Origin of the sequence: Dyella japonica DSM 16301 (genome assembly GCF_001010355.1) — a bacterium.
In the GTDB taxonomy this organism is placed as follows: domain Bacteria; phylum Pseudomonadota; class Gammaproteobacteria; order Xanthomonadales; family Rhodanobacteraceae; genus Dyella; species Dyella japonica.
Genome location: NZ_JPLA01000041.1, coordinates 81,691 through 95,183 on the forward strand (window position 1 = coordinate 81,691; position 13,493 = coordinate 95,183).

Sequence of the window (13,493 nt, forward strand, 5' to 3'; positions counted from 1 at the left end):
TTGGCCCAAGGCCAGCGCCCATGGCATCGACTCACTTCGGAGACACCAGTTTTCCCTGCACGAGCAGGCGAATGGTTGCCACCGTCATGACAAGAATCACCAGGTTGCCGCCGACGAACAGATACGGCGCCATCAGGGCGAACGGACCGGTCTCGCCATGTTGGATCAGCCGCAGTGGTGCCGCCGTGAGCGAGGTTACCCCGAAAGTGAAGCCCCAGTAGCTCACTGAAAACGGCTGCTCACGTATCCATGGCAGCAGGCGCAGCAGGACCACCGCGATCATCAGGCCATAGGCCAGCATGGCGTGGATGAACAGGTCCGGCGGGCCGCTGCTCAGGTTGATGTACGCGATCGCGCCGACGGTCGGCGGCGCCAGCTGGATGCCCAGGGTAGGGCGGATCATCGGCGCCATCGCGTCGGCGGTGTAGAGCCGATGCAGCAACACCGCATCGATGGCCAGCCAGGTGAACGCACCGGCGCCAAACGCCAGCTCGCCCCAGTCGGCGTAACCCAGGTTGGCCGCCACGGCTGCCGCCACGAAGGACCCGCCCACCACCGGCAGATAGAGTGCCGCGGTGGTGCATGCCTTGTCGCGCCCACCCACCCACAGCGTGCCGGTCAGCCACACGGCGAAACTCACCGTGTGCAAAAAGCCGAGCACGAAGAGCACCAGCGCGGCGTCGCGCGAATAGGGCAATACGGCGCCGGCCATCACCATGGTGGTAAGGCCGGCAAGTCCCACGAAGCAACTCTGCACGGGATGGCTCAGTTCAGCGAGCGCGGCCGGTCGCGCATAGATCCACTTGGCCGACGTCAGCACCAACAAAGTGAGCCACACCACGGCGGCCAAGGCGAGCAGTGTCTCGCCGATCCACGCGGGCAGTTGCCAGACCTGATGCGCCGCACGCCATGCATTGCCCAGCCCGCCGATGCCAAGCACGATGCCAAAGAAGCTCGCAGGAACAACCGGCAACCTGCTAAGTGCCATGGTGTCAGGCCTCGATGGAGTGCTGCGGTTTGCCGGACGGCTTGCGCCGGATGCTTCCCGAAGAATGCGCTCTCAGGGACGCCACGCCTGAGCCTGCATCCGAAAGACGCTGTCACCCGAGTGGGCACCATAGGCAGGCCACCCGACCGGCACCATTGCACCAAGGTGTCACTCATACTTTGGTATCGCCGCTGTGCGCAGGAGCGGCTTGTCGCATGGTCGGCACCCCAACGCGCAAGCAGGTAACATCGGTCGTCGACGGCCTGATGCAGTTGCACGAGGAGTGACCCATGATTTTCGCCGTGTTCCTTGTTGCCCCCCACGACGTGAAAACCGAACACGTCGAAGAAGCGCCCGAACTGCTTGAGCGCGATGGCGTGCTGTTCTCCTTGCGCGGCGGCCCCCGCCAACCGCAGACCACCGACCGCGTATGGGATCCGGTGGCCGTGTATGCGCCCGACGAGCTCAGCGAAGAGGAGTTTCAGGATCTGTTTGAGCTCAATCGGCCGGGTGTGCCGGAGTTGAACCTGAGGTATTGAAGACGCGCGAAGCCGGGGCGTGACCCTGCGCTGTTGAAGGCGTGCCGGCGCCATGGTGCTGCCAGGTGGCGCTCTCGTGCTTACTTGCGGTTTCGGTCAGGCATCCTTGCCTGCGATGGCGCGTTACCGCTGCGGCGGCAGAACACACTCGCGCGCCATCGCTTCAGACCCGTCGTGCCGTTCGTGGTGATACGCCGCGTTCAATCGCGGCCTCACAGGTTTCAGCGCACTGTTACCTGAGTCGACTCAGCCGCCGCTGCGGACTCTGCGACGTGATCGGCGTGCCTGGCGGTATGAACAGGCTGCGGCGCGAGCTGGGAAGGGTAGTCCACGTCCCAATCGATGCGGCCGTTGATGCGGCTGCTGGACACCTCGAGGGCCTCGCTGTTGCGAGTCTGCGCTGCGGCTTGCGGTGCTGCGTTGCTCTGCGTGTTCTCTGTCGCCAGCAGCGGACCAGCGACCACGGTCGCCCCCAGCATCAGGGCAGTCGCGAGCAGGCGTTTGGCTGAAAACGTAGATGATTGTGTGACGTTCATGGTTAGGGCTCCGATAGAGTGGCGATCAGCGCCTTGAGCTGGCTCCCTGCATCAAGTCGGCATCCCTGCTGGGCGCGTCTTATTGTGTACAAGTACGCATAATAATGAGTAGCGACCGGATGTCAAGCCTTTTTATGCGTATATGTATAAAAATATAGCGACGCACACGATGGGCGCCACTTCTTGTCTGTGGGAGCGCACCCTGTGCGCGACAGCCACGCTGCGGTGCACCGCTCCGTAGGGTTGTCGCGCACAGGGTGCGCTCCTACAAATGAGGGGACCGGCAGCTTTGCCCCGCCATCGGCAGACCTGCGCCCCCCCCTTGTAGGAGCGCACCTTGTGCGCGACCGCAGCGCTGCGATGTACCGCTCCGTGGGGTTGTCGCGCCAGCGTCGGCATCGCTGGAACTACGGATCATCGAAGCGAGCGAACATCAACGACTGGCGGAAGGATGCTTCGCCAGCGGTCGATTCATCGCGCGGTGCCAGGCCAGCGTCATCATGCCCACCGCGAAAGCACCGGCGAGGGCGAACTGGATGACGCGAGTCAGCCACAGCCAAAGCGTGCCGGTGTCGGAGGAAATCGACGTGCTGAGGATGATCAGCATCGCATTGCACGCCAGCACGGCCACGGCAGCGGCCGGTCCGCCGGCACAGACGCGCTGGCCGAAGCCCAGCAGCGCCACCAGCAGGAGACCGGCGAGGAAGGGCAGGCTGGGTGAGGTCAGCAACAGCGTATGCATCAGCAAGCCGAGCAAACCACCGGCGAAGTTGCCGATGATCATGCCCATGGCGTGGGCGCGGCCACGCTGCAGATCGAAATTGGCCACCAGCATCACGGTGGCAATCATTACCGGCAGCACATCGGTCAGGCCAAAGAGCAGATAGACCAGCATCAAGGGCATCACGATGGCTACGCCGGCCAAGGCCATGGCCACCGGCGACTGCCTGCCCGGTGCGGCGTTGGCCGGTGGCTTTGGCGCTGCCGTGAGCGGCCATGCGGCGTATACCACCCAGATCGCCAGCAGCGCGACCGCCATGCTGCGGATAAAGGCCAGTGGCAGGATGCCTGCCTGGGCCGGCGCCACCATGACGACCACCGGGATGGTGGCCAGGCTGATCAACAACAGCAGCGGTGGCAGCGGCGGCGCGCCCCGGAGTATGCGAAGAAAAGCCAGGAACACGCCCAGGCCAATCAAGCCGAACAGCACCACCGGCGTGTCGCGAAACAGCGAAGCGATGGCAAACGCGAACAGCGACGTCACCGACATCACCACCATCAGGCCCACCGCCATCTTCAGCGGCGGTCGCATCGGCAGGTTGGACAGCAGTACGGCGGCAAGCACTGGCCCGAGGAAGCTTGGCGCCCATTGCAGCATCTCGCTGAGCACAAACGCCGCCGTGACGCCCACCGCAAAGCGCAAGGTGGCATGCAGGGTCACATCGCCCTGCGATGGAGCCTCGGTGCGGGACGCGCTCATCGCACGTAACTGAGCATGGCGATCATCCAGATCCACACGCGCGCCAACGGATTCATCAGCGAGTGTTCGCGCGTGAGTACAACTACGTTGGCTTGCGCACCGCTGCGGCCGGGCGGCAACGTTTGTTCCGGGCTGCGGGGCGGATCGAGCATGATGCGCACCGGAAAGCGCTGCGGCTCGCGTAGCCATCCGCTGGGTGCATTGACCGTGGGCAGCTGGCCGTTCGGCGCCTCGTCGCCCTGTGCAATACCCCAGCCTACGCTGTCGACGTGCGCGGGAAAGACCTTGCCCGGCTGGTCGTCGAACACCACCAGGGCGCGGTTGCCCGTGGCGATATGGCCGAGCTGGTTCTCGCGCATGGCCGCACTGATCCAGCGCGGGCCGTCGGCGACGAAACTCATCACGGGCTGGCCGCGGCTGGCGAACTGGCCAGGCGAAAGGCGCAGATTGGTGACCACGCCATCGCTCGGGGCGACCACGGTCGTGTGGCGCAGATCGAGTTCGGCCTGGTCGAGGGCGGCGCGCGCTTGCCGTACCTGCGCATTGCTGGGACCGGTCTCGCCCATGCGTATGCGTGCGCGTTCGGTTTGCGCCTCGCCCTGGCCGATATCGGCAATGTTCTTGGCGATATCGGAGCGGGCGCGGATCGCCGAGGTTTCCGAGAGCGCGCGTTTGGCCGACAGATCCAGCACGATCTTGCCTAGCTGCTGGGACGCCGCCAGGTCCACGCGCTGCCGGTTCAATTGCGCTTCGGCCACCTGGAGATCGGCGGCCGAGGCGTCGGCCGCCTGCGTGGCCAGCACGAGATTGGCCTGGGCCGCCCGCAGCGCAATCTGGAACGGCCGCTGGTCAATGCGGAACAACACGTCCCCTTGCTTCACCCGGCGGTTGTCGGACACCTCGACCGTCACCACTGGTCCGGTGACCTCCGGTGCGATCTGCACCAGGAATGTGTCGATCGCTGCCTGGGAGGTGTACGGCGTGAAGCGGTCGGCGATCATGTGATAGACGAAGATCGCCAGCAGCACCAGCAGCGTCACCAGCACGATACGCCGTTCCCGTGACGCGCCAGCTGCGGGGGCAGCGGGTGCTGCCGCAGCTGACGACTCCTTCGCTGTGCTCTCGGCGCGCTCTTGGCTCTCGTTGGACGGCTCGGTGGGCATGGGCGCTCTCGTCTCGTGAATCACGGTAAGGCTGGCCGGGCGCCGGGACGGCGCGATGCATCAGTGGCGTGGTCCTGGCTGGTTCCCTGGTGCGCCACCGGTAGCGGCGCCACCTGGCCGATCCAGTCGCCGCCCAGCGCACGGTACAAAGCCACCAGCGAGCGATAGCCGTCGCCGCGCGCAGAGCTCAACGACAGTTGCGCGGAGAACAGGCTGCGTTCGGTGTCGAGCACTTCCAGATAATCGGTATAGCCGTTGTCGTAGCGCTCCCGTGTGAGCTCCACCGCACGCGTCAGTGCCGCCACCTGCCGTTCCAGCGAGGCGACCAGAACGCGCTTGGCCTGGATCGCCGCCAGCGCATCGTCGACATCGCGAAAGGCGTTCTGGATCGACTGCTGATAGACCTCCAGCGCCTGGTCGCGGCGCGCCTCCGCCTGGCGATTGGCGGCATCGATGGCGCCTCCCGAAAAAATCGGGCCCAACAGCTGGCCGGCGAACGACCACGTGCGGGAGCGGCCGGAAAACAGCCCGTTGAGCTCGGGGCTGGCGCCGCCTCCGGCAGCGGTCAGCGAGACGGTGGGAAAGTACAGCGCACGCGCCGCGCCTATCAGTGCGTTGGCCGCCACCAGCTGTTGCTCGGCCTGCAGGATGTCGGGACGCCGGGTGATCAACTCCGACGGCAGCCCGGCCGGAACGCGCGGCACGCTCAATTGCTGCAGCGTGTGTCCACGTTTGATGGGACCCGGGTTGCGACCGATCAGCACCGACAGCGCATGCTCCTGCTGGGCGATTGCCTGCTGCAGCACAGGGATCGCGGATGCGGCGGTTTCGTACTCGGCCGTCACCTGCATCATTTCGAACTCGGACACCGCGCCGCCATCCAGCCGCAGCTGAAACACGTCGACCGTCTTCTTGCGGCCGTCCAGCGTGGCCTGCGAGATCTCCAGCTGGCGATCCAGATCGAGCAGCGTGATATAGCCGGAGACGATATTGGACACCAGGGTCAGGGCCACGCCCAGGCGCGCTTCCTCGGTCGCGAACAGATTCGCGCGCGCCGCTTCGTTTTCACGACGGATACGCCCCCAAAGATCCAGCTCCCAACTTGCCGACAAGAGTGCGGAATAGCTCGTAATCTCGGGATTGGCGCCCGCCGGCAGCGGCGTCGTGCTCTGGCTCACGCGTTGCCGGCTGGCATTGGCGCCATAGCCGAGCTGGGGCAGGCCTTGCGCGCGCGAGCTGATCACGAGGGCAGCAAATTCATCGACGCGCGCGGTCGCGATACGAAGATCGTGATTGGCTGCCAAGCCTTCATCCACCAGGGCGTCGAGTTCCGTGTCGCCGAAACTTCGCCACCAGGCCGGTACCTCGGCCAAGGTCGACGTGGGTACGGCGTAGCCTTTGGCAGCATCGGCGAAACGATAACCCTGCGGTACCTCAGCCGTCGGCCGCACATAGTCGGGACCGAGTGTGCAGCCCGCACCCACGCATGCCAGCGCGATCACGACGAACGCGATGGGCAAGGGAAGCTGGTCGATGCGCCGCTTGCGACTCACGCTTCCCCCTCTCGCGTTGGCTCAAGACGCCGGGTGACCAGGTCGCATGTTCGCCCGGGCGATCGGCAACGAACGGGCCACTAGAAGCGCACCTTGAGCAGCAGCTGGAACCCGTTGAACTTGAAACTCGTGTGCCCCTTGAAGCTGCTCTTGTCGATGTCCGCGTTGATCTTGTTGTACGCGTACTGGGTCACGATGCCAAAGTTGGTCCACGGATAGAACTCAACGCCCAGGCGCGCGTTGTAGAGCTTGGCGTCGATGTCGCCGATATTGGCCTTGAACGCCCCGGCGTCGGCGACGAAGCGGGCCCAGTCCTCGATCTGGTAGCGATAGGACACGCCGATGGACGGATCAGGAAGGTCGGTGGACGCACTGGCCGAAACCGTGCGCGTCGCCGAGGCGCTGCCATTTGCGCCGGCCGCATTGACGGTGCCCTTCAGGCGCAGGTCGAAACTGTAGTTCTGCAGGCCGCCGGCTAGCGCAAAGGCGCCCTTGTCGCCGATCCAGATCCAGTACCGATAAGTCAGGCCGCCGGCGTCCAGCGTGAACTTGGAGCTCAAGGTGCTGCCGACCGCAATGGTCTGGTTGTTGAACACCAGCGACCGGTTGATGGTGCGCGAGTGGTCGTTGTCGTCATGGAAGTAAGTCAACTCGAATTCATGGCGCTCCCAGGGGCGCCAGCTTGCCGAGATGAAGGGCAGGCTCTTGGTGCCACCTTGGCCCAGGTCGCGCGAAAAATCGAGCGATGTGCCGGAGCGCTTGATATCGCCGTCGACACGCATCGTCGCCGACAGGTCATTGGAAAAAATGCCGGCATCGACGGCGATATAGTCGAGCATCGGATGCTCGTCGGCGAGGGCAGGACCTAGCGCATCGGCAAGCATGCATGACAGCAGTGCAAAGGCGATGAGTGGATACTTCATATATCCCCCTACGTTGAATCACTACCCAGGGGCCATGCACTGATCTGCACAGCCGGTCGTGGCCAGATGATTCACGCGACACCCCGATCGCATGGAAGATCCCTACCAAATCATGAAACCCGTGACGTAGCATCCTTGTGAATTTGCGCGGCATGGCACTCGCGCCAGGCTCGATGGCGAGCGCGGAATGGGAGCGATGTAAGCTTGCTCAGTAGATCTACTTAAATCCGCTACGTAGAACTTTTCGCGCTGTCCAATGTGCGGCCATGTCGCGTGTACATCCACTTGCGATCATCGAAAAAGCTAAGCACCGCATCGACAAACTCTGCGCTATCTTGAGACAACGGCGCGGGAAGCGGTTGTGTCCGAAGATGGTCTGCCAGGCGCCTGGGACTGACACCGAAGGGGAATAGCGATGACGAGCGAAGCGCTCCTGCCGGTCACGGGCGAAGCACCCTCGAACAGGCAACGCCTGTTCGTTCGCTACTACACCGGGATCCTGATGGACCTGGTGGTGCTCAATCTTTTTGCCGAGTACTGGAAGAACGTTTACGTCGACACGTTCACCACCTCCTTGCTGTGCGCGATCGTGTTGCAGGTGCTGCTGAAATTGACGGTGGCCCTCGAGCATAAGGTCGGCGGCTACTTCAAGACGAAGCCCGGCGGGTGGATGAAGTTCCTCCGCTTCTTCTGCGCCTGGTTGATCCTGTTCGGATCGAAGTTCGTGATACTGGAGGCGATCGTCCAGCTGTTCGGCGAGGACGTGCGGTTCTACGGCGCATTCCACGGCATCGTGGCGCTCATCGTGGTCGTCGTGGTGATGCTGTTGGCCGAGGAGCTGATCGTCCGCCTTTATCGCAAGCTGGCTGATTGAAGCGGTCGACCGGGAGACGTCGCGTTGGCCCGCAGTGGCAGCCGCAAACGCGGGGGAGATCTCATGCGTACGACCTCGGATTCACCCATCACAGCGCTATTTGATCGAGGCGGCCTGAAAGCCATCTTCGAGCACGCCCGCAATGCCGTGGTGGCCACGCTCATCGTGGCGGCGGGACTGGGCACGGTGCGGACGCCGGACCAGTCCGACCTGGTCGGCGTCCCCAATCCCACCATCGCCGGCTATATCGTGGTGGGACTGGGTTGCGCGCTGGTCGCACTGAACTTCATCGACGGACTGCGCAGACTGGCCCGCCTGCGCTGGCATATCGCGCTGCAGATCGCGCTGGGCCTGGGCTATCTGTTTGCGTCGATACGCATCGTGCAGTTCCTGATCTTCATGCGCACGCACGTCTGCTAGACGGACGATGCCTCTCAGGGCGAATAGCGCGTAAACACGAAGTCGCGTTGCTCCACCGGCACATGACACGCGTAGCAGGCATGGGCATCCATGTGGGCGGGCTTGCCGCCATTGAACTGCACGTAGCCCCATCCGCCCGTTGACGCGTAGGCCTTCGAGTTCTTGATCATGAACTGGACATTGGTGGGCTGGCCCGCGATGAACGACTGTTCGCGACCGAAGGCCTTGTTGTTCTCTTCGGACGGCACGTATTGCCAGGCGATCCGCGCGATGATGGCGCCGTCGGGAAAGGGCAGCTTGCCCGATCGATAGGCCTCGATCGCGATGTCGTTGCCGAGGATGGCCCGTATGTCGTTGAGATTGCCTTCCTCATGGGCCACGGACACCAGCTTCCAATCGCGGTAGCCCGCGGGCATGGCATCGGCGATGGCCGCCGCATGGGTGCTTGCGTCCTGTGCCAGTACGGGTTGGATGGCGCCGGCGAGATTCAGCGATAGAGCGAGGAGCAGGGCAGGCTTGTTGATCTTGTTCATGGAACCTCCAGCGTGCGTACCGACGAATGCCGCGCCATCTTCGGCGGCGGGTTTGCTAAGCGTCCTGGTGTCGCGCATAGACCTCGGTGATCCAGCTGACAAAGACTCTGACCTTGGCGCTCAACTGCCGGCTGGGAGCGTAAACGATATAGACGTCCAGGGGATCGGGACGCCATGGCTCGAGCATGGGTACCAGCTCGCCGCGCAGGATCGAAGGGCGGACCATGAAGTCCAGCGTATGGATCAGGCCCAGTCCGGCAAGCGCTGTGGCCAGATGCGCATTGCTTTCGTTGACCGTGACGCTGGTGACCGGCTCGATTTGGAACGCACCGTTTTCGTCCTGAAAGTGCAGTGGCTGGACCAAGCCGCTTCTTGCGGAGAAATAGCCGGCGACGGGATAGCTGCCGGTGAGGAGCTGGCGAGGATGATCAGGCACGCCATAGCGCTCGATGTAGGCAGGGCTGGCGCAGGTGGTCCAGCGCAGTTTGGCGATGCGACGGGCGATCAGCGAACCGTCGCTGGCCGTGCTTCGAATGGCGCAGTCGACATTTTCGCCGATCACATCCACCACGCGATCCGTCACGCCGATATCGAGATGGATGTCGGGATAGCGCTCGCGAAACTCCGGCAGCGCCGGGATCAGGATGCCGCTGGCGGTTGAGCCGCCGGTGTCGACCCTCAGGCGGCCTCGCGGGTTGGCGTTGGTGCGGCCGAGTGTCGACTCGACATCGTCCAGCTCGGTCAGCAACTGGCGCATGCGCTCGTAGTAGGCGGTGCCTTCGTTGGTGACCTGCACCCGACGCGTATTGCGTTCCAACAGTGCTACGCCGAGGTGGACCTCCAGCGAGCGCACCCATTTGCTGACGGTGGCGTTGGGCATCTGCAGCGATTGGGCAGCGCGATTGAAGCCGCCGGTTTCGACGACGCGGCAAAAGACACGAATGGCTTGCAGATGATCCATGGGCCGCTCCGGAACGTTGCTCGATTATCCACCTGGGTGGATAAACAAACCACCGGGCACGCATTTATTCACGTGATTGCACACCCATTAACAGGGCTCGCCGGGCGCATTGACCCATAGGAGAGCACTCATGAACACCGCAAACAGCAGCAAGATCAACGTTGAACGTCATGCAGGGAAGGTCGCCCTGGTCACCGGCGGGAGCTCCGGCATCGGTCTGGCCACCGCCAAGCGGCTGGCCCTGGAAGGCGCCAAGGTCTACATCACCGGCCGACGCCAGAAGGAGCTGGATACGGCGGTCGCCGACATCGGCCATCAGGCGACGGCCATCCAGGGCGACGTCGCGGACAACGCCGATCTCGACCGTATCTACCAGGTCATCCAGACCGCCGAGGGGCGCCTGGACCTGCTCTTTGCCAATGCCGGCGGCGGCGAGTTTGCGCCGTTGGGTGCGATCACCGAAGCGCAGTTCCACAAGTACTTCAACATCAACGTCAAGGGCACGCTCTTCACGGTCCAGAAGGCATTGCCGTTGATGCGGCCGGGCTCATCGATCGTGGTGACCGGGTCGATCGCGGCGGTCAAAGGGCTACCCGCGTTCGGCGTGTACGCCGCAACCAAGGCTGCCTTGCGTTCCTTCGTACGCAGCTGGGCGACGGACCTCAAAGGCCAGGGCATCCGCGTCAATATCGTCGCCCCCGGCACGGTGGTGACGCCGGCGTACAAGTCGGAGCTTGGCCTCAACGACGAGCAGATCGAGCAGTTCGTGGCCCAGGTGTCCGAAAGCAACCCGCTGGGGCGCACGGGTACCAGCGAGGAAATCGCGAGCGTCATGTCCTTCCTCGCATCCGATGAAGCCAGCTTCATCACGGCGACGGAAATGTTCGTGGATGGCGGCCAGGCGCAGATCTGACCGGGTCTGATCGATCTCTGCACGGACCAAGTCAACGGTCCGCGCAGAGTCAGATCTCATCAAGCGAAGTCACTCAGAAATTCGCACGGACTGTCACCCCCACCATCCTCGGATCGCTGGGCTGGCCCAGGATCAGGCCGGAGTTGCCGGTCTGGATGGTGAGCGCGGTGATGTAGTTGCTGTCGAACACATTGCGCGCGAACACGTCCGCTTCCCAGTGATCGTTGAAGCGGTAACCCACGCTGGCATTGGTGACGTTGTAGCCGGCAATCCTCGTGTAGATGGAATTGCTGGTATCGCTGTTGTAGCCGCTGCGCGCACTCGAATCGACATGGAACAGGAAGGCGCCGGTACGGAACGGCAAGACATAGTCGAAGCCCAGGGACCCCGCCCATTTGGAAAGGCCCGCCAGCGGCAAGCCTGTGAGCACGTAAGCGCCCGGCACATTCGGGTTGCCTCGCGGATTGGACGTCTTGTTGGCCAGCGAGGCCGGTGCCTTGAACGGCTGGCAACCGCCCGCCGCATTGGGGTTCTGCCATTCCAGCGGGCAGGGGCCCAGTGGGTAATCGGAGTACTTGCCATCGGCATAGGCCAGCGATGCGTGCACCACGAAGCCCTGGAACACTTGCGCGGCGAAGTCCGCCTCGAAGCCTTTGACGGTGACTTCGGGGATATTGGCCGGGTACGTGCGCAACGCCGCCGTCTCGACGCTGGAGGTGATGTTCGCCTGGTAGTTGTTGACGGTCGTGTGGTAGGCGGCGAGGTTAAGCGTTGCGCGGCCATCCCACCACGCCGACTTCAGGCCCGCTTCCCAGGTCTTGTTGGTTTCGTCCTTGATCACGGCGGTGGCCAGCGCCGGATTGTTCAAGGCATCCAGCGGCAGGCCGGACATGTTGAGTCCGCCGGATTTGTACCCGCGCGCATAACTGAGATAGCTCATCAGGTTGTCGGTGAACTGATAGGCCAGGTTGGTGCGTCCCGATACATTGCCGCCGCTGTCGGAGGCCGAGTAACTCTGCGGCCGGAACAGCGAGAGCTTCGCGTTGTCCTGGATGGTGCCTGGCGTGGTCGGCAAGCCGCCGGACACGGTGGTCGAATAGTCGCCGTTCTTGTCTTCGTAGGTATAGCGCAGGCCCAGCGTCGCGGTCAGTTTGTCGGTGATGCGGTAGTTGGCCTCGCCAAAGGCGGCGTAGCTCTTCATCTCGAAATGCGAGTTGCCGTATTGGCCATAGCCATCGGCGAGATTGTCCGGCATGCGTGGAAAATTGGTGGTGCTCACCAGCCAATACGTGGCGGCCGGACCATACACACTGATCGGCTTGCCATTGATCTCCTGCGTGTAGAAATACAGGCCACCGACGTAGCTGAAAGGTCCCTCGCCGTTGGAGGCCACGCGGAATTCCTGGCTGTACTGATCTTGCCGCGACGGTATGCGCTGCACGGTCTGGATCGGCAGGCCGGTGTAGTCGCGATCGTTGGCGACATCCCACTTCCAATAGCGCCACGCGGTGATCGAGGTCAGCGTGACCGCGCCCAGGTTCCAATCCGCATTGAGCGACACGCCACCGTCCTGCGTATTGATATGCAATGGCGCGTCGATATCGGTGAGCCGGTCGTAGACGTCGCGGCTCGGCGGCGCATAGGCTGGAAAACCGTGCGCGGGCAGGTTGGCGGACAGTCCTTCGAATTGACGCGCGGCGCTTTTGAGGCTGGTGCCGACGCGCAGGTAGTTCTGCGTGCAGCAGTCCGAATCGAGGTTGGACACATCGGCGATCAGGCGCACGTTGAGATCGTCATTGGGCTTGAACAGCAACTGGCCGCGCAAGGCGTAGTTGTCCAGTCCGTTCACATCCTTGCCCGTGGTGACGTTGTGCAGGACGCCATCGCGCTCGGTGAATTGCGCGGCGAAACGGCCGGCGACCGTGTCGCTGAGCGGGCCGGAGACATTCGCCTTGGCCTGCACGAAGCCGTTCTCGCCGAGGGAAAGCTCGCCGCTGCCCTCAGGCACGAAGGTGGGTTCGCGGCTGGTGATATTGATCGCGCCGGCCGTGGTGTTCTTGCCGTACAGCGTGCCCTGCGGACCGCGCAGCACTTCGATGCGTTCGATATCGGTGAAGTCGAAGGCAGCGGTGGCCGGTCGACCGTGATAGACGCCATCCACATAGAAACCCACGCCCGGCTCGATGCCATCGTTGGCCGCACTGACCGACAAGGTGTTCGAGCCCAGGCCGCGTATCGTGTAAGCCGTGTTGCGCGGGTTCGCGGAGTTGTAATACAGCGAGGGGACCAGCAGGCTTAGCTGCTGCGTGTTGACCGTGTACGAACGGTCCAGCCATTCGCCGCTCACCACCGACACGGCGACCGGAACTTTTTGCAGTTCCTCTTCGCGCTGGCGGGCGGTGACGGTGATCTTGTCCAGTGTGGTGGCGTCGTTCTTGTCGGCGGGTGGCGTTGGTGCCGGCGCATCCTCGGCCTGGGCGAACGCGGCTATCGTGGTCGAACACGCCAGGATGGCGGCGAACAGAGGTGCACGACGCATGGGTGTTGAATCCTTGTGGTCGACACAGCAGTTGGCTAGCGCACGTGAGAGCGGGGGTGCCTGTTCTTGCG

At 63.5% G+C, this 13,493-nt stretch carries 13 protein-coding genes; 4 read left to right on the forward strand and 9 right to left on the reverse strand.

Annotated elements, in window-relative coordinates:
* Nucleotides 1–31 precede the first annotated feature (31 nt).
* Nucleotides 32–988: a dicarboxylate transporter/tellurite-resistance protein TehA gene (gene tehA, locus Y882_RS14015; RefSeq protein ID WP_046972549.1), complete on the reverse strand. Its 957-nt coding sequence runs from the start codon at nucleotides 986–988 to the stop codon at nucleotides 32–34.
* Between the two features lie 290 nt (nucleotides 989–1,278).
* On the opposite strand from tehA, the gene Y882_RS14020 reads away from it, so the two are divergent.
* Complete coding sequence (locus tag Y882_RS14020) at nucleotides 1,279–1,527, forward strand: hypothetical protein (RefSeq protein WP_052950015.1); 249 nt, start codon at nucleotides 1,279–1,281, stop codon at nucleotides 1,525–1,527.
* A gap of 221 nt (nucleotides 1,528–1,748) precedes the next feature.
* On the opposite strand, the gene Y882_RS14025 is transcribed toward Y882_RS14020, so the two are convergent.
* The 5 genes from Y882_RS14025 to Y882_RS14045 form a co-directional block, all read right to left on the reverse strand.
* Nucleotides 1,749–2,063 (reverse strand): hypothetical protein, encoded by a 315-nt coding sequence (locus tag Y882_RS14025; RefSeq protein ID WP_046972550.1) that lies wholly within the window; start codon nucleotides 2,061–2,063, stop codon nucleotides 1,749–1,751.
* A 433-nt stretch (nucleotides 2,064–2,496) separates the two neighbouring features.
* Nucleotides 2,497–3,543: a DUF2955 domain-containing protein gene (locus Y882_RS14030; protein WP_046972551.1), complete on the reverse strand. Its 1,047-nt coding sequence runs from the start codon at nucleotides 3,541–3,543 to the stop codon at nucleotides 2,497–2,499.
* A complete protein-coding gene (locus Y882_RS14035; protein WP_082121120.1) occupies nucleotides 3,540–4,706 on the reverse strand; it encodes an HlyD family secretion protein in 1,167 nt (388 codons plus the stop codon). Before Y882_RS14035 ends, Y882_RS14030 begins: the two co-directional genes overlap by 4 nt.
* Nucleotides 4,707–4,726: 20 nt before the next feature.
* Nucleotides 4,727–6,259, reverse strand: coding sequence for an efflux transporter outer membrane subunit (locus Y882_RS14040; protein ID WP_156171479.1), 1,533 nt, complete (start codon nucleotides 6,257–6,259; stop codon nucleotides 4,727–4,729).
* Nucleotides 6,260–6,339: 80 nt separating this feature from the next.
* The gene (locus Y882_RS14045; RefSeq protein ID WP_046972552.1) at nucleotides 6,340–7,182 is read right to left on the reverse strand and encodes a hypothetical protein; all 843 of its coding nucleotides are present in this window, start codon (nucleotides 7,180–7,182) and stop codon (nucleotides 6,340–6,342) included.
* Nucleotides 7,183–7,597: 415 nt separating this feature from the next.
* Between Y882_RS14045 and Y882_RS14050 the strand changes: the two genes are divergently transcribed.
* Together Y882_RS14050 and Y882_RS14055 are read left to right on the forward strand one after the other, a co-directional pair.
* Nucleotides 7,598–8,056, forward strand: a complete 459-nt coding sequence (locus Y882_RS14050) for a hypothetical protein (RefSeq protein ID WP_046972553.1) — start codon at nucleotides 7,598–7,600, stop codon at nucleotides 8,054–8,056.
* A 63-nt stretch (nucleotides 8,057–8,119) separates the two neighbouring features.
* Complete coding sequence (locus tag Y882_RS14055; protein ID WP_046972554.1) at nucleotides 8,120–8,476, forward strand: hypothetical protein; 357 nt, start codon at nucleotides 8,120–8,122, stop codon at nucleotides 8,474–8,476.
* A gap of 14 nt (nucleotides 8,477–8,490) precedes the next feature.
* Here the strand turns inward: Y882_RS14055 and Y882_RS14060 are convergent, their stop codons facing one another.
* On the reverse strand, nucleotides 8,491–9,009 hold the full coding sequence (locus Y882_RS14060; RefSeq protein ID WP_046972555.1) for a cytochrome P460 family protein: 519 nt from the start codon (nucleotides 9,007–9,009) through the stop codon (nucleotides 8,491–8,493).
* Nucleotides 9,010–9,064: 55 nt separating this feature from the next.
* Nucleotides 9,065–9,970, reverse strand: coding sequence for a LysR family transcriptional regulator (locus Y882_RS14065; RefSeq protein WP_046972556.1), 906 nt, complete (start codon nucleotides 9,968–9,970; stop codon nucleotides 9,065–9,067).
* A 130-nt stretch (nucleotides 9,971–10,100) separates the two neighbouring features.
* Here Y882_RS14065 and Y882_RS14070 point away from each other — a divergent pair, with 130 nt between their 5' ends.
* Nucleotides 10,101–10,883 (forward strand): SDR family oxidoreductase, encoded by a 783-nt coding sequence (locus Y882_RS14070; RefSeq protein WP_046972557.1) that lies wholly within the window; start codon nucleotides 10,101–10,103, stop codon nucleotides 10,881–10,883.
* A gap of 73 nt (nucleotides 10,884–10,956) precedes the next feature.
* On the opposite strand, the gene Y882_RS14075 is transcribed toward Y882_RS14070, so the two are convergent.
* Nucleotides 10,957–13,422, reverse strand: a complete 2,466-nt coding sequence (locus Y882_RS14075; RefSeq protein WP_046972558.1) for a TonB-dependent receptor — start codon at nucleotides 13,420–13,422, stop codon at nucleotides 10,957–10,959.
* Nucleotides 13,423–13,493 lie beyond the last annotated feature (71 nt).

Coding starts and splice junctions, on each gene's coding strand:
- tehA (WP_046972549.1), bottom strand. CDS start 988: ATGGCACTTAGCAGGTTGCCGGTTGTTCCTGCGAGCTTCTTTGGCATC.
- Y882_RS14020 (WP_052950015.1), top strand. CDS start 1,279: ATGATTTTCGCCGTGTTCCTTGTTGCCCCCCACGACGTGAAAACCGAA.
- Y882_RS14025 (WP_046972550.1), bottom strand. CDS start 2,063: ATGAACGTCACACAATCATCTACGTTTTCAGCCAAACGCCTGCTCGCG.
- Y882_RS14030 (WP_046972551.1), bottom strand. CDS start 3,543: ATGAGCGCGTCCCGCACCGAGGCTCCATCGCAGGGCGATGTGACCCTG.
- Y882_RS14035 (WP_082121120.1), bottom strand. CDS start 4,706: ATGCCCACCGAGCCGTCCAACGAGAGCCAAGAGCGCGCCGAGAGCACA.
- Y882_RS14045 (WP_046972552.1), bottom strand. CDS start 7,182: ATGAAGTATCCACTCATCGCCTTTGCACTGCTGTCATGCATGCTTGCC.
- Y882_RS14050 (WP_046972553.1), top strand. CDS start 7,598: ATGACGAGCGAAGCGCTCCTGCCGGTCACGGGCGAAGCACCCTCGAAC.
- Y882_RS14055 (WP_046972554.1), top strand. CDS start 8,120: ATGCGTACGACCTCGGATTCACCCATCACAGCGCTATTTGATCGAGGC.
- Y882_RS14060 (WP_046972555.1), bottom strand. CDS start 9,009: ATGAACAAGATCAACAAGCCTGCCCTGCTCCTCGCTCTATCGCTGAAT.
- Y882_RS14065 (WP_046972556.1), bottom strand. CDS start 9,970: ATGGATCATCTGCAAGCCATTCGTGTCTTTTGCCGCGTCGTCGAAACC.
- Y882_RS14070 (WP_046972557.1), top strand. CDS start 10,101: ATGAACACCGCAAACAGCAGCAAGATCAACGTTGAACGTCATGCAGGG.
- Y882_RS14075 (WP_046972558.1), bottom strand. CDS start 13,422: ATGCGTCGTGCACCTCTGTTCGCCGCCATCCTGGCGTGTTCGACCACG.